The organism is Paracoccus beibuensis (assembly GCF_026162625.1).
GTDB lineage: Bacteria > Pseudomonadota > Alphaproteobacteria > Rhodobacterales > Rhodobacteraceae > Paracoccus > Paracoccus beibuensis.
Genome location: NZ_JAOTBD010000033.1, coordinates 26,729 through 41,778 on the forward strand (window position 1 = coordinate 26,729; position 15,050 = coordinate 41,778).

Sequence of the window (15,050 nt, forward strand, 5' to 3'; positions counted from 1 at the left end):
CTCTCCCTGTGTCTGCAGATTGTGCAGGCACTGGGGGCAACCTTGCCACTGCGAAACCGCATTCTGCGACCAAAGTCGCGGCGACCACCGTGGCGGAACCCTCGGCGCCGCTAGGCTGCCGTCACCCGCCAGATGACGTCGCCCACGTCGTCGGCCACCAGCAGGGATGCCTTGTCCGCCCCGACGGCGACGCCGACCGGGCGGCCATAGGCGTGACGTTCGTCCGGCGACAGAAAGCCCCAGAGGATGTCCCGCGGCGGCCCCGACGGCCGACCACCTTCAAATGGAACGAAGATCACGCGGTAGCCGCTGAGGGTCGACCGGTTCCATGACCCGTGCTGACCGATGACCATGCCCCCGGGGAAGCCCGGCAAGGTACCCGTCGGCATCCAGCAGAGCCCGAGCGAGGCGGTGTGGCCGCCGAGCGCATAGTCCGGCGTGATTGCCTTCGCCACCAGGGCAGGGTCTTGCGGAACGCGATCATCGACGGTCTGGCCCCAGTAGCAATAGGGCCAGCCGTAGAATCCTCCGTCGCGGACCGAGGTCAGATAGTCGGGCGGCGTCTCGTCCCCCAGCCCGTCGCGTTCGTTCACGACCGTCCACAAGGCGCCCGTCGCAGGCTCCCACGCCATGCCGACGGCGTTTCTCAGCCCCGAGGCGAAGATCCTTGCGTTGCCGCTTGCGACGTCAAGTTCCCAAATGGCGGCCCGACCCTCCTCGGCGTCCATCCCCTTGTCGCCGATATTCGAGAGAGAGCCGACGCCGGCAAAGATCTTGCGCCCGTCGGGCGACGCGATCAGGCTGCGCGTCCAGTGCCCGCCGGGCCGGAAATCGACCAGCTTGCGGCCGGGCTGCGACGGACGGACGGCCCCCGCGTCATAGGGGAAGGCCGTGATACCGTCGGTGTTGCCGACATAGAACGTGCCGTCCGCCAGGGCCATTCCGAAGGGCTGGTTCTGGTTCTCCAGGAACACCTCACGGATCTCGGCCACGCCGTCGCCATCGGCGTCCCGCCACAGCGTGATGCGATTGGCGCTGTCGCCGATTGCCTTGGCGCGGCGCATCGTGGCCTGCGTCGCATGATCCATCAGCGTCTTCGGAGCCGAGGGCTGCTCCTTCGACTCGGCCACCAGCACGTCGCCGTTCGGCAGGACTTCGATCCAGCGTGGATGGTCCAGGCCGGTCGCGAAGGCATTCACCCGAAGGCCCGGCGCGGCATCGGGAACGTGGCCCGCAACCCAGCCCCTGGCTGTCGGCATCTTGAGGGTCATGATGCCTTGCCGCCGGGCCTCCGGTATGGTCGGCGTGTGCCCTACCGCTTGGGTCCTCGGCGCCTTGAAGCGCCTCAGGGCGACCATCGTGCCCCCCACGATCGCCGTCGCCCGTGCCATGAAATCCATGCGTCATCCTGCCGTTGTCCTGGGCCGACATTAGCGGCGTCCGCTGCGCCGTCAAACGCCACCTTGGGTTCGCCCCGATGCACCGGTCGCGGCACGGGGCTGTCCATCCCTTTATGCTGCCTGCAAAACCGATCCGGAATCCGATCCCCCGCCAAGCCGTCGAGGGTGAAGAAAAGACCTTTGCCAATGCATCCGCCTGTCATCGTCGCCGGCGTGCCGCGGAACTTGGCGAAGAAGCGTGGCGGGCGGACTTTCTGCGAGCGCATCAACAAGAAGAGCTTTGTCGACGTTCGGTCCTCGTGCGCGACGCTGAACAGCATTGCGCACCAGAAGTCATGGTGGACCCGACGAGACCGACGGGCGACAGCCCGATCGCGAAGTGTCGTTGCCGGTTAGCCCTGGCCGCTTGCGCAGCCAAGGCCGGTTGTCAGATGGCGCCGGCCGAAAGCTCTTTCGCGATATGGTCGGCCTGGCGGATCGCCAGCGCCACGATGGTGAGCGTCGGGTTTTCCGCCCCTCCGGTCGTGAACTGGCTGCCGTCCGAGACGAAGAGGTTCGGCACGTCGTGGCTCTGGCCCCAGCGGTTCACGACGCCATCCTCGGGGCGTTCCGACATGCGGTTGGTGCCGAGGTTGTGGGTCGAAGGGTAGGGCGGTGTCGGCAGCGTGCGCGTCGCGCCGACGGCCTTGTAGATGGCCTGCCCGCGATCATAGGCGTGGTTGCGCATGGCGATGTCGTTCGGGTGATCGCTGAAATGGACGTCGGCGACCTTCAGGCCGAACTTGTCGACGGTGTCCGACAGGGTGACGCGGTTCGTCTCCTGCGGCATGTCCTCGCCCACGATCCACATGCCGGCCATGTTTTCGTAGGCGTCCAGCGCAGTCGTGAACTCCCGGCCCCAGCTGCCCGGGTCGAGGAACGCGGCCATGAAGGGCAGGCCCAGGCTCAGCGTCTCCAGCTCGTATCCGCCGACGAACCCGCGCGAGGGGTCGTGGCGCGCCTCGTCCTGGATGATGCCTGCCATGGTCGTGCCGCGCCACATCCGCACCGGCTTTTCGAAGGTCGCATAGATCGACCCCGTCGTGTGGCGCATGTAGTTGCGCCCGACCTGGCCCGAGCTGTTGGCAAGACCGTCCGGGAACATGCTGCTGGCGCTGTTCAGCAGCAGCCGTGGGCTTTCGAAGCTGTTGCCGGCGACGGCGACGATGCGGGCCGCCTGGAACTGCAGGTTGCCGTCCTTGTCGAAGTATTCCACGCCCGTGACGCGGCCTTGGTCGTTGTGCAGGATGCGCGCGACATGGGCGTGGTCGCGAACCTCGAGGTTGCCGGTCGCCTCGCCCCTGGGGATGTCGGTATAGGCCGCCGACCACTTCGCACCCCATTTGCAGCCCTGAAAGCAGAAGCCGGTCTGCTGACAGGCCGGGCGGTCGTCGTTCTCGATGCTGTTGATGGCCATGCGGCCGGTATGCACTTCCTTATACCCAAGCGCCTTGGCACCCGCGTCGAAGACCTTGAAGTTGTTGCTGCCCGGAAGCCCGGGGAAGTCGCCGGTGCGGGTCACGCCCAGCTTGGCCTCGGCCATCTGGTACCAGGGCGCCATTTCGACGCCGTCGATGGGCCAGTCCAGAAGGTTCGCGCCCTCGACCGCGCCATAGGTGGTCAGGGCCTTCCATTCGTGGTCCTGGAACCGGATCGACGCTCCCGCCCAATGCGTCGTCGTGCCGCCGACGGCCTTCACGATCCAGGCGGGCAATCCGCTGAAGTCGCGCGCCACGCGCCAGTCGCCGCTTGTCGTGCGCGGATCGGTCCAGGCCAACTGCCCGAAGCTTTCCCATTCGTCGTTGATATAGTCCTCGGGCAGGTAGCGTCCGCCGGCCTCCAGCGCGACGACCTTGACGCCCTTCTGCGCCAGTTCGTTGGCAAGCACACCGCCGCCCGCGCCAGTGCCGACGATGACGACCACGCTGTCGTCGGTCAGTTCGAATTTCGCTGCATTCGCCATGGTGCGTCCCCCTACAGCCAGTCGATGTCGTCGAAGCCGCGGTCGATGTAACCGCCCTGGGAAAAGCTCTCTCCCTCATAGCCGAAGATCGGCCAGACCTCTTTCTGGTTATAGAGCCCGGTCACCAGCCCGCCGCGCACCGTCTGGAAGAAGTCGCTGTCCTCGATGCCGCGCAGGATCGCGACGCGGTCGGCTTCCCATCCGACGCCAAGGTAATTCCCATGCCCCGCGGCCTGCGCCGCCGCATCCAGGGCGGCGATGCCCTCGGCCACCATCGCTTTCTGCTCCGGCGTGTCATAGCCCTTGATCGCAATGGCATAGAACCGGTCGCCGACGCGGTCGTGCGGATAGATGTCGCGCGCCATCTGCAGCAGCGTCGCCATCTCGTGTTCGCTGATCGCGCTCACTTCGACCGCCCATGCGGCGTCCGGCGCGGCGATGAACCCCGCGCCGGCGACCGCAAGCGTGCCTGCCGCCATGGCGCGCGACAGAAGCGCACGCCGGGTCAGGCCCTTCCCCTTCAGTTGGGACATTCGTTCCTCCTCCCCTTGTTGCCGCGTGGGGTCCCCTCCCAAGGACCGGCACGGGTCTTACTTGTAGCGGCCCCCCCGCCGCAGGACCTCGATCTCGTATCCGTCGGGGTCCTGGATGAAGAAGAACCGGGCGATCACCTCGCCGCCGGGGGCGAAGTCGACCAGCTTGCGAGGCGACAGGCCCTCGGACTCCAGCCGGGCGTGCAGCGCATCGACGTCATCGACGGAAAAGGCGACGTGGCCATAGCCGTCGCCCAGGTCATAAGGCTCGGTCCGGCCCTTGTTGACGGTCAGCTCCAGTTCGCTCTCGCTTTCGCCGTTGGCCAGGTAGACCAGCGTGAACTTCTCGAAGTCCAGCCGCTCGGCGACCTTCAGGCCGAAGCAGCGGTCATAGAAGTCGACCGAACGCGCCTCGTCCAGAACGCGGATCATCGAGTGGATGTACTTGGCCATCGGGCGTTCCCTTTCCTTGCCGTCATCACAAGGCTAGGGGGCTTTCCGCGGCGCAGGTAGTATCGGATTACTACAGGCGCGATTTTTGGATCACTCTGCCGCGATGGCCGGCTGGATCGCCTCGTCCTCGCCCAGGTGGAGCGTGCAGGCGCAGCGCAGCAGCGAGGTGAAGTTCCGGGCCTCTCCGTGCAGCTCCAGCACCTCGGCGTGCAGCTTCGAGATGAAGGCCGGTGTTGACACCCCTTCGCGCGCCGCGATGCGGTCGAGGATGTTCCAGAACGCGCGCTCCAGCCGGATCGAGGTCGACTGCCCGTTCAGGCGCAGGCGGCGGGTTACGGTCTCGTATCGGTCCGGGTTCTGCCCGGCGAAGATCTGGCACATCAGCTTGATCTCGTCCTTCTCTGGACGCCCATTTTTTCCGTTCGGCCCTGCGCAGTCAACGCGACATTCGGGGCAGGTGGCGGTGCGGCAACGCCGTGGCTGGAACATCGTCCCACCGGACCGGTTCAGGACACGTCAAAGGAGGATACCATGTCCAAGACCATGCCACCCGTCCCGCCCGGCAGCCAGAGCGACAAGGGCCCGAAATCGCCACGCAACGATGCGCCGACGGATGCCCGGATCCCGGACCCGCACCAGCGCAACCTAGCCGAGCAGGGCCGGCAGGGCAACGTCAAGCAGAACACCACGAACAAGGGCCATCAGCAGGACCGCTAGGCCTGTAGCCGCGTCGAAGGTTCGTGCCGGTCATCCGGCGGCGACGTGGGGCGTGGCTTCCGGCTGACTGACCCGTTTTCAGTCGCAGCCGAACCAAAGGGCAAGCTGCGCCGGGCCGAGGTCGCTGTGCTAGTCGGCATTGCCAAGTACCGGTCGATTTTCCGCGGCGGGTTGAAAGGGATCTCCGGACGAGAGACCTGCCAAGAACTGGGCCGCCGCCGCTCCGAGCGCGGCTTGATTGCCTTCGAGTTGCGCGAGCGACAAGGTGCATCTCATACCGTCGTCACCACCGCCGGATTTCTGGCAGCCGTGGCCTTGGTGTCCTTCCCGGTCTGCCGGCTCCTCCGATGACCGGCTGGCGCAGGCGGTGCAGCAAAAGCGCTGAACCGTGAAAATGCCGCATGACGTACCGCGGTCGGCCGCAGCAGAACGGCATGAAGCGGAGCTTCCGCCAGAAAGAGAAGGGGGAGCGCGGCTGTTGGTCGTCCCAGAGAAGCACGAGCGCCTACGGTTCTTGAGGCTTCGGCGCCAAGAACCGTTGACGTGGTGCAGCTTCGACATCGGCTCGCTGGCCGAGGCAACGCCTGGCCGCGCCGCAGAGGAATCGGTCTGGCCGAAGCCCAAAACCGGGCGATGACCAGCGGGGGTTTAGCTCGTGCAACTCGGGCGGGTCATGCCGCAGTTTTCGAGGTGCCAGGCGTGAGGTTCTCGATCAGCACGTCCGCATCGCTGCTGAGCCTGCTTGCCAGTTCCTGCCCGCGCGGGTCGCGCAGGTTGGTTGAGATCGCCTTCTTGTTGCGCGCCGTGATTGGCCAGATGAGTGCTTTCCCGGTGCTTGGGCTGGCCGCGGTTGCGGATCGAGTTATTCACCTCCGTCGGCCCGATCTTGACGACTTCCGCCCCGCAATCTGCACAGCGGGTGCCGACAAAGGGCCCGGATAGAAGCCGGCCCATCGCGGGCACCTGCAGACCTGCCAGCGGACCGAACGGACCTGCCCGTTTCTCGGTTACCGCCCTCTCCCCGACTTTCTATTAACAGGACACTGCCAAGTGCAGCTTGATTTTGCATCCAGAAGAAGACGACATGGCGCCATGGAACCCTGTTCGCCGATCTTTCTGTGCTATTTTCCAGCCAAAGTAGCGGCGTGGAATTGTTCTCCGTCAGTCAAGATGATCAAAGGGCTGTTGAAGTTCAGCCAGCAGAGCAGAGGGCGCCGTAGATGCAGTCGGTGACAGGCGGAAATGCCTCCGAGCGCGCCTATCATGAATCGCGTGAGGCGACCGTTGAAGGCCATCCGCCCAGGACCGCAATGTTACGGAGCTTGATTTGGCAGAGATGCTTGTGATCTCAAGGACGCCCCTCCGCGAAGCTATCAAGCGCCTTCTGCTGGAGGGACTTCTCGAGCGTACGAAGGGGCAGGGGCACTGGTGCGCGCTGCCGGGCGAGGCGCAAGTCTGTAAGATCTTAGACCTGCGACTGCGACTTGAAGCCTATGCCGCAAGGCGGGCAGCCGCGCGCGCTTCGCCGCAGCAGATCATGGAACTGCAGCAGTCAGCCGCGCGCATGATCCTTCTGGCTCAGGCGGAACCGCCAGACGAGAAGTCGATCGTTCAGATCGACAAGGGAAATGCGCGTTTCCACACCTCGGTGATCGAGGCAAGTCAGTCGCAGCGACTGATGCATCTGATCAAGGCTGCGGTCGACATCTCGCTTGTCAGCCGGACGTTTCGCAGCTTCACGTCGGAGCAGCGCCGACGTCCGGCGCAGCACCATGTAGAAATCGCCGCAGGCTCGCCTCGATGGGCGGAACGAACTAGGGAAGTTCACATTCTGTCTGCCGCCGAGACGTTCGATCCTTTGCCGCCTGCCGTCCCTCGCGGTCGCCCGACACCGTGACGACGCCGATTATCCAAAGGCCCGTGACGCGCGCGGGCGGTTTCCTGGCCGCGGCGGCCATGCCGGCCACGGTGGCGGCAGCCTTTACCGGCCTGTCGGGTGCGACAGCTCTTGCCGCGGCGGCCTCTCTCGCGGCCATCGCCTGCTTCAGCATCGGCGCCGCTAAGGCGCGCCTGGTCTTTGTGCTGATCGGCCTTGTGCAGGTCCTCATGGCTGTTGCTGCACGGTCGGACGGCCTGCAGGCCGTTGGAACCGCATTGGGGCGCGGGGGCTTCGTCATCTCGCTCTTCACGGCTCTTGCCGCGATCCGGGCCGCGGCTTCCGGCTCCGCCGAGATCATCGCCTGCGGACGTTTTCTGGCAAGGCAGCCACCAGGCAGACGCTATGCTGCCTTGACGGCGGGCGGGCATATGTTTGGGCTGATCCTGATGTACGGCTCCATCTCGCTCTTGGGATCGCTCGCCGCCGAAACCACGTCCGGGCTTCGCGACCCGGAGCTGCGCAGCCTGCGTTTGCGACGGATGCTGATTGCAATCCAGCGTGGCTTCGCGGCGACCTTGTGCTGGTCGCCGCTGGCGTTCTCGATGGTCATCGCGACGTCGCTCGTGCCAGGCGCCACCTGGTCAGAGGCCGTCCTGCCCTGTCTGTTCAGCAGCTTCCTGATGCTGGCAGTCGGCTGGGGGCTGGACAGCATCTTCAAGCCGAAGCTGGCTCTTCCTCCACCCGCGCGCACCGCAGAGGGCGACGGGTGGCTTATCCAGCTACGGCCTCTGCTGCTCTTGCTGGGCGTAGTCGTGATCTGCGTTGTTGCCATTCATGCAGCGACTGGCGTCAGTGTCGTGCCCTGTGTCATGCTTGTGGTGCCGGCAGTCGCGACCGTCTGGATCGCTCGTCAGTTGCAAGCGGAAGGTCAGCGTGTGCTGGACGGAACGGCTGCCCGGATCCGCGACTTCGCTCTCGAAGAACTGCCACGCTTCCGCTCGGAGATCCTGCTGCTGTTCATGGCCGCGTTCATTGGCCACATGGGGGCCTATCTGCTGGTGCCGCTGGTCGAGCAGTCGGGTCTGGACCTGGCACAGCTGCCGCCGCCGGTCATCCTTTCCGCGGTCGTGTGGTTGATCCCGCTGGCGGGACAGATCGGGATGAACCCGATCCTCGCGGCGTCTCTGTTCGTACCGCTGCTGCCGGCACCCGCAGCACTGGGGATCGACCCTGCAGCGATGATCGTGGCTATCACCGGCGGGTGGGCGATCAGCGGCACGACGTCCCCATTTACCGCTTCCGTGCTGCTGGTCGGCTCCTTGTCCGGTCAGTCCGCCCGCAGGGTTGGCTTGTACTGGAACGGAGTCTACGCACTGGCAATGGGACTTCTGCTCGCTGGCTGGTCGATGATCGTCGCAGGATGAATGTCGCGGCCGTTCAAGCACGCTTCGAGGCTGCCGCCGTGGAATCGAGCCTGACGGCATTGCGGCAGCTTCACACGGATATCGTGACGAACGAGATCAGGCCGACCGGGACTTGCGCAGAGCGCCTTGCCAGGACAGTTCTTGCCGCGGTCACTCTGCGAGCGAGCGCATCACTTGCGCAAGGTCGCTTTTGCCCTCGAAGCCGATCCCGGGCAGGTCTGGCATCGTGATGTGGCCATCCTCCACCTGAACGCCGTCGGGAAAGCCGCCATAGGGCTGGAACAGGTCCGGATAGCTCTCGTTCCCGCCAAGACCCAGGCCCGCCGCGATGTTCAGGGACATCTGATGCCCTCCGTGCGGAATGCAGCGTCGCGGAGACCAGCCGAACTGCCGCAGGACGTCCAAGGTTCTGAGGTACTCGACCAGCCCGTAGGACAGGGCGCAGTCGAACTGGAGGAAGTCGCGGTCCGCGCGCATGCCGCCGTACCGCAGCAGGTTCCGGGCGTCCTGATGCGAGAATAGGTTCTCACCCGTTGCCATCGGTGCGTCATAGAACTCTGAAATCGCCGCCTGCAGGGCATAGTCCAGCGGATCGCCGATCTCTTCGTACCAGAAGAGCGGATAGTTCCGCAGCATCTTGGCATAGGCGATCCCGGTTTCCAGGTCGAAGCGCCCGTTCGCGTCGACGGCCAGCCTCGCCTCGGACCCGATCTCATCAAGAACGGCTTCGATTCGGGCGCGGTCCTCGTCCAGCGAGGCGCCGCCGATCTTCATCTTCACCACGGTGTAGCCGCGGTCGAGATAGCTGCGCATCTCGCTTCGCAAGGCCGTGTTGTCCTTTCCAGGGTAGTAGTAGCCGCCCGCGGCATAGACGAAGACACGTGGTTCGGCCTCGCGCCCATGGAGATCGGCAAGGTGACGGAAGAGCGGCTTTTCCTCGATCTTGGCTACCGCGTCCCAGACCGCCATGTCGATCGTGCCCACGGCGACAGAGCGTTCGCCATGCCCCCCGGGCTTTTCATTGCTCATCATCGCCGCCCAGATGCGCTGCGGGTCGAAGTTGCTGCCCGCGTCGTTCAGAAGGCTTTCGGGCCGGGCTTCCAGTATCCGGTCGCGGAACCGCTCGCGGATCAAGCCGCCCTGGCCATAGCGTCCGTTGGAGTTGAAGCCATAGCCGACGACGCGCCGCCCGTCGCGCACCACGTCGGTGACGACCGCCACCAGGCTGGTCGTCATCTTCGTGAAGTCGATATAGGCGTTGCGGATCGGCGAGGCGATCGGCTGCGTCACTTCCCGAATGTCGATGATGCGCATGCTGTCGCTCCTGATGCTGCTTCCATGGGATGATAAGGCGGCCGCAGTGCAGTCTTCAAATGCCAATGTCGCAGCCAATCATGTCGATTCGGCATAGAGTTGGGCAGCCGGCGATAACAGACGCTTGAAATCTGGCGCGATTAGCCGGAGGATTGGTGCCGGAGAGGCATGTAGACCCATGGACACGAACTGGCTCGAGGATCTGCGGGTCCTTTCCGAAACCCTCAACTTCTCGCGGGCGGCGGAGCGACGGAACATCACCCAGCCTGCCTTCGGCCGGCGGATTCGTGCGCTCGAGCACTGGTGCGGGGTGTCCTTGTTTGATCGACGCGGCCACCGGATCGCACTGACGGCGGCCGGTCAGATGATGCTGGAGGCTGCCACCGACGTGACGCGTCGGCTGGAGCGTGTGCGGAACGAGCTGGATCAGGGGCGGGCCGCCGCTGCGACGCTGACCTTCGCGGCCACCCATGCGCTGTCGTTCAGCTTCTTCCCTACCTGGATCAGAAGCCTCGGGGCCGCTGCCTCGGGGCAGCCGATGCGGCTGCTGTCCGACAACATGAAGCAATGCGAGGACATCATGCTGAATGGCAGGGCGCAGTTCCTGCTCTGCCACCACCACCCGACAAGCCCGGCGGGACTTTCGCCCGACCGGTTCGACCACGTCATGCTGGCCCGCGATCTTCTGGTGCCAGTCGTCGGCACAAGGGGGGGGCAGCCTCTGCACCGCTTGCCGGGTGGGAGGGACGCTCCGGTACCGCATCTGTCCTTCGAGAAAAGCTCCGGCATGGGCCGCATTCTGTCCCGGGCGCTGCTTGATCGCGCAGGTGACCTGTACCTTCGCCCGGTGATGAGTTCGCACCTTGCTATCGCGCTGAAGGCGATGGCGCTGGAGGGCAGGGGCGTCGCCTGGATCCCCGAGAGCCTGGCGCGGGACGAGCTTGGTGCGACCGGACGTCTTGCGCTTGCAGGCTCCAGCGACTGGCATGTCGACGTCGGAATCGTCATGTTCCGCCCCCGCGACCGCATGCCTGACAAGGCCGAACGGTTCTGGGAACTCGCACGGGCATCCGCCGCCGCGGGCTAGGGAAGCTGCAGGTCGCGCGTCCGCTCCTTGATGCGGTTTCGCAGGACATCGATGAACATGCGCACCTTGGCGGACAGGTTCAGCCGCTCGGGATAGACGGCCATGATGTCGGCGCGCATGGCATAGCGGGGCAGCACCACCTCGAGCCGGCCCGCCCTCACATGCCGCGCGATGTCCCATTCGGACCGCAGCATGATGCCGCGGCCTTCCAGGACCCACGACACGGCGATCTCACCATCGTTGCTCGACAGGCCACTGGTCACGCGGACGCTGTCGGTCTCGCCGAAGCGCCAGACGTCATAGGCCGCATGCTCCTGTCGCAGGACGATGCAGGGATGCTGGGCCAGATCCGACAGGCGCCGCGGACGACCACTGCGTTGCAGGTACTGGGGCGAGGCGATGAGCACCCGGCGGTTTCGCAAGAGAAGGCCCATCACGTGGCGCGTCGCGGTCGGCTCACCAAAGCGGATCTGAAGGTCGAAGCCTTCTTCGACGATGTTCAGCGGCGCGTCGGTCAGGACAAGTTGCGCCTGCACATCGGGGTACTGTTCCGTGAAGGCCGACAGGGCCGGCGCCACATGCTCTCTGCCGAACTGGAAGGTTGCATTCACCCGCAACGGGCCGCGCGGGGCGCTGCGGGTGGCCGAGATCTCCTCCTCGGCCGCCGTGATGCGATCCATGATGTCCAGCGAGGCCTTCAGGTACGCTTCGCCTTCGCTGGTCAAGGCCAGCCGGCGCGTGGTGCGGTTGACCAACCTGGCACCGAGCCGGTCTTCGATCCTGGCAAGCCGTCTGCTTGCGGCAGAGGCGGTGATGCCCAGTTCGAGCGCGGCTTCCGCAAGGCTGCTCCGCTGCGCCACGACCGCGAAGAAGTACATGTCGCTGTCCGCCGCCATAGGCCGTCCATTCGTTCCCAAAATTCAATAATGAAGTGAACCGGGGGAAATTCACAGCGTCAAATTCAGTAGCTAAGCTGATCGAAGGGCTCTGGAGGAGAGGCCTGTCCATTGCGCAGTCGGCAAACGGTTCCGAGGGGTCGCGGAATGCGCAGCCAGTCAGGGAGGAAACCATGAAGATCAGAACGACATTTTTCGCGACGGCGGCGCTTGCGCTGCTTGCGGCCATGCCCGCCGCCGCCCAGTCCGCCGAGGAATTTCCGACAAAGGCGATGACCTATATCCTGCCCTTCGATGCCGGCGGAGAGTCCGACATCGCCGCACGGTTCCAGCAGTCCGTCTGGAATAAGCACACCGGACAGGATGTCATCATCCAGTACCAGCCGGGCGCCGGTGGGGCGCAGGCCTGGTCGCAGCTCAACGACATTGCGGGCGACGGCTATACCGTCATGGGCATCAACCTGCCACATACGATCCTGCAGCCCCTGGAAGGCAATGCCGGCTATCAGACCGACGAGCTGACGCCGGTCCATTATTTCCACTATACGCCCAACGCCATCTTCGTGCCGTCGGACAGCGAGTTCGAGACGCTTGACCAGCTGGTCGAGTATGCGACGGCAAATCCCGGGCTGGTCACCCTGGCGGGATCGGGCTCGAAATCGGCGAATAACCTCGGGCAGATGCAGTTCGACCAGGCCGCGGGCATCACCACGACCTACGTGCCGTTCTCGGGGACGGGTCCGTCGATCACGGCGGTTCTGGGTAATCAGACCGTGGGCGGGTTCAACTATGCGACCTCTGCCATGGCGCAGGGGGATGCGCTGCGGATGCTGGCGGTTGCCTCGGAGGAACGCATGCCCGCCTTCCCGGATGTGCCGACCTTCAAGGAGCTGGGCTATGACATCGTGGGCGGCGCCTATCGGGGGATCGCGGTTCCGGCCTCGACGCCCGAGGACATCCGGCAGCGCATTTCGGACATCGTGTCCGAGATCAACGCCGATCCCGACTTCATCAGCAAGATGGAGGAAGGCGGTTTCGTCCTGACCGACATCCCCTACGAGGAGATGCCGGAATTCGTCGCCCAGATGAAGGAGGAATACACCGCAGGCGCGAAGGCGCTCGGCATCGGCGACTGAGGGGGCGGGTGAATGGAACTTCTCGGCTATTTCCTGCACGCGCTGACGCCGCTGAACCTGGGGCTTGCCTTGGCAGGCGTGGTGCTGGGCACGATCATCGGCGCCTTGCCCGGCCTGTCGGCCACGATGGCGGTGGCGGTTCTGGTTCCATTCACCTTCGCCATGGAGCCTGCTTCCGGCCTGATCGCGCTTGGCGCGATCTATACCGGTGCGATCTACGGCGGCGCCTTTGCGGCGATTCTCGTGAACACGCCGGGAACGCCGTCGTCGATCGCCACGACCTTCGACGGCTATCCCATGGCGCAGAGGGGCGATGGCGGGCTGGCGGTGACGCTGGCGACGCTGGCATCCGTGTGCGGCGGGCTGGTGGGCGCGCTTGCCCTTCTGGCACTTGCCCCTCCGCTGGCCCGGGTGGCGCTGGCTTTCGGTCCGCCCGAATACTTCTGGCTTGCGGTCTTCGGGCTGACGCTGATCGCGGCGCTTTCGGTCGGCAACACGCTGAAGGGCCTGATCGGCGCCTGCCTGGGGCTGCTGCTGTCGATGGTCGGTGTGGCGGTCGTCGGCGGTGACGTGCGTCTGACGGGCGATCTGCCGGCCTTCCTGGGCGGGATCGACGTGGTCTCGGCACTGATCGGTCTGTACTGCGTTCCGGTGATCCTCGATCTGGTCGCCACCCGGGCGGCGCATCTCAAGGTGCTGGCCGACGATCAGGGCTATCGCCTGAAGGAAGCGGCAGGGATCGCGTGGCGGTCGAAGTTCAACGTCATCAGGTCGTCGATCCTGGGCACGGTGATCGGCATCCTGCCCGGCGCGGGCGGCTCGATCGCGGGCCTGGTCAGCTATACCGAGGCCCGCCGCGCCTCGCCACGCTCGGCCAATTTCGGCAAGGGCGAACCTGACGGCGTCATCGCGACCGAGGCCGCGAACAATGCCACCGTCGGGGGCGGCTTCATTCCGACATTGGTGCTGGGCATACCGGGGACGCCCCCCGACGCGATCATCCTCGGCGCACTTCTGGTTCAGGGCATCAAGATCGGCCCGCAGCTGTTCACCAGCGAGGCCGACACCGTCTACACCTTCATCTATGGCCTCTTGATCGCGACGGTCCTGATGCTGCCGGCCGGCCTGCTCATCGGTCGCTATGCATATCGCTCGATCATCTCGTTTCCCAAGGCGCTGCTGGTGCCGACCATCGCCTTCCTGACCGTCGTCGGGTCCTTCGCAATCCATTCGAACGTTCATGACGTGCAGGTGATGTTCGTGCTGGGCGTGATCGGGTGGATCCTGAACCGCTATGGCTTCCAGCCGTCGCCCATCGTCCTGGGCCTGGTCCTGGGGCAGATCGCGGAACAGGGCTTCGTGCAGACCTATCTGATCGGGAACGCCACGGGCAACCTGGCGGGCATGTACTTCGGCCGCCCGATCAGCATCGGCATCATCGCCGCTGCGCTTCTGTCGCTGTGCTATCCGTTCTATGCCGAATGGCGCGCAAGGCGCCGGAATGCACTGCCGCTGACAGAGGCCGCCGCCGAGGCCGACAGTCACCCCGTCGAACCAGCCCCCACCGGCGCCGCCGCCGTCCGCGTGAGGGAACAGGGTGCCATCGTGCTCGGTCTCATATTCGTCGCCCTGGGCTTCATCGCGCTGCGGGATACGGTCGGAATAAGCCCGATGGGCTCTATCTTTCCGCGCGCCATCGCGGTCCTGCTGATCGGTCTGTCGGCGCTGCTGGCGATCCTTGCCCTTGCCGGCCGCGGCGTTCGCGCAGCACCCCCCGAAGCCGCGGCGTCCGGGCGGCGCCGGTTCCTCCTGGCCGTCGTTTTCGGCCTTTGGGTGTTCGCGATCCCTCTGCTGGGATTGGGCGCCGCGTCGCTGTTGGGGTTCATCGCGATGATGTTCATTGCCGAACACGAAAGCCAGAGCAGCACGGTCTGGCTGCGTCGGGCGATCATCGCTGCGGTGGTCGTCGCCGCCTTCTGGCTGCTGATGTCCAGGCTGCTGCTGCTACGCATGCCCGCCGGGCTGTTCTTCTAAGCTTCATCGGTCGCACCGGCGACCATACGACAAGGGGTCTACATGAGCGCCAACCACGCAAGGATCGCCGTCATCCCGGGCGACGGGATCGGCAAGGAGGTCATGCCCGAGGGCATCCGCGTCCTCGAGGCCGCTGCCGGCCGCTATGGGCTGAACCTTCGCTTCGACGACTTCG

The 15,050-nt window shown here is 65.3% G+C and carries 14 protein-coding genes and 1 pseudogene; 7 read left to right on the forward strand and 8 right to left on the reverse strand.

Annotation, left to right across the window (positions count from 1 at the left end):
- Positions 1–110 precede the first annotated feature (110 nt).
- From OC159_RS16065 to OC159_RS16085, 5 genes are all read right to left on the reverse strand, one after another.
- The gene (locus tag OC159_RS16065; protein WP_265502181.1) at positions 111–1,400 is read right to left on the reverse strand and encodes a PQQ-dependent sugar dehydrogenase; all 1,290 of its coding nucleotides are present in this window, start codon (positions 1,398–1,400) and stop codon (positions 111–113) included.
- A gap of 427 nt (positions 1,401–1,827) precedes the next feature.
- Positions 1,828–3,402 carry a GMC family oxidoreductase gene (locus tag OC159_RS16070; RefSeq protein WP_265502182.1) on the reverse strand — a complete coding sequence of 525 codons (1,575 nt, stop codon included), beginning with the start codon at positions 3,400–3,402 and terminating at the stop codon, positions 1,828–1,830.
- A gap of 11 nt (positions 3,403–3,413) precedes the next feature.
- Complete coding sequence (locus tag OC159_RS16075) at positions 3,414–3,935, reverse strand: Twin-arginine translocation pathway signal (RefSeq protein ID WP_265502183.1); 522 nt, start codon at positions 3,933–3,935, stop codon at positions 3,414–3,416.
- 57 nt (positions 3,936–3,992) lie between these two features.
- A complete protein-coding gene (locus tag OC159_RS16080; RefSeq protein ID WP_265502184.1) occupies positions 3,993–4,388 on the reverse strand; it encodes a VOC family protein in 396 nt (131 codons plus the stop codon).
- A 90-nt stretch (positions 4,389–4,478) separates the two neighbouring features.
- On the reverse strand, positions 4,479–4,769 hold the full coding sequence (locus OC159_RS16085; RefSeq protein ID WP_265502185.1) for a ribbon-helix-helix domain-containing protein: 291 nt from the start codon (positions 4,767–4,769) through the stop codon (positions 4,479–4,481).
- A gap of 150 nt (positions 4,770–4,919) precedes the next feature.
- Between OC159_RS16085 and OC159_RS16090 the strand changes: the two genes are divergently transcribed.
- Together OC159_RS16090 and OC159_RS16095 are read left to right on the forward strand one after the other, a co-directional pair.
- Positions 4,920–5,105, forward strand: a complete 186-nt coding sequence (locus OC159_RS16090) for a hypothetical protein (protein ID WP_265502186.1) — start codon at positions 4,920–4,922, stop codon at positions 5,103–5,105.
- A gap of 45 nt (positions 5,106–5,150) precedes the next feature.
- The gene (locus tag OC159_RS16095) at positions 5,151–5,456 is read left to right on the forward strand and encodes a hypothetical protein (RefSeq protein ID WP_265502187.1); all 306 of its coding nucleotides are present in this window, start codon (positions 5,151–5,153) and stop codon (positions 5,454–5,456) included.
- Between the two features lie 320 nt (positions 5,457–5,776).
- Here OC159_RS16095 and OC159_RS20235 read toward each other — a convergent pair.
- Positions 5,777–6,083: pseudogene (locus OC159_RS20235) on the reverse strand (CoA transferase).
- Between the two features lie 349 nt (positions 6,084–6,432).
- On the opposite strand from OC159_RS20235, the gene OC159_RS16100 reads away from it, so the two are divergent.
- Positions 6,433–7,002, forward strand: coding sequence for an FCD domain-containing protein (locus OC159_RS16100; RefSeq protein ID WP_265502188.1), 570 nt, complete (start codon positions 6,433–6,435; stop codon positions 7,000–7,002).
- Positions 6,999–8,408: a hypothetical protein gene (locus OC159_RS16105; RefSeq protein WP_265502189.1), complete on the forward strand. Its 1,410-nt coding sequence runs from the start codon at positions 6,999–7,001 to the stop codon at positions 8,406–8,408. The genes OC159_RS16100 and OC159_RS16105 overlap by 4 nt, the downstream gene beginning before the upstream one ends.
- A gap of 150 nt (positions 8,409–8,558) precedes the next feature.
- On the opposite strand, the gene OC159_RS16110 is transcribed toward OC159_RS16105, so the two are convergent.
- Positions 8,559–9,722 carry a mandelate racemase/muconate lactonizing enzyme family protein gene (locus OC159_RS16110; RefSeq protein WP_265502190.1) on the reverse strand — a complete coding sequence of 388 codons (1,164 nt, stop codon included), beginning with the start codon at positions 9,720–9,722 and terminating at the stop codon, positions 8,559–8,561.
- A gap of 178 nt (positions 9,723–9,900) precedes the next feature.
- Here OC159_RS16110 and OC159_RS16115 point away from each other — a divergent pair, with 178 nt between their 5' ends.
- Positions 9,901–10,809, forward strand: coding sequence for a LysR substrate-binding domain-containing protein (locus OC159_RS16115; protein ID WP_265502191.1), 909 nt, complete (start codon positions 9,901–9,903; stop codon positions 10,807–10,809).
- Here the strand turns inward: OC159_RS16115 and OC159_RS16120 are convergent.
- Entirely contained in the window at positions 10,806–11,705 is a 900-nt protein-coding gene (locus tag OC159_RS16120) for a LysR family transcriptional regulator (RefSeq protein ID WP_265502192.1), read from the reverse strand. The two genes, OC159_RS16115 and OC159_RS16120, sit on opposite strands and share 4 nt — an antisense overlap.
- Before the next feature lie 173 nt (positions 11,706–11,878).
- On the opposite strand from OC159_RS16120, the gene OC159_RS16125 reads away from it, so the two are divergent.
- Positions 11,879–12,841 carry a tripartite tricarboxylate transporter substrate binding protein gene (locus OC159_RS16125; RefSeq protein WP_265502193.1) on the forward strand — a complete coding sequence of 321 codons (963 nt, stop codon included), beginning with the start codon at positions 11,879–11,881 and terminating at the stop codon, positions 12,839–12,841.
- A gap of 12 nt (positions 12,842–12,853) precedes the next feature.
- Positions 12,854–14,875 carry a tripartite tricarboxylate transporter permease gene (locus OC159_RS16130; protein ID WP_265502194.1) on the forward strand — a complete coding sequence of 674 codons (2,022 nt, stop codon included), beginning with the start codon at positions 12,854–12,856 and terminating at the stop codon, positions 14,873–14,875.
- Positions 14,876–15,050 lie beyond the last annotated feature (175 nt).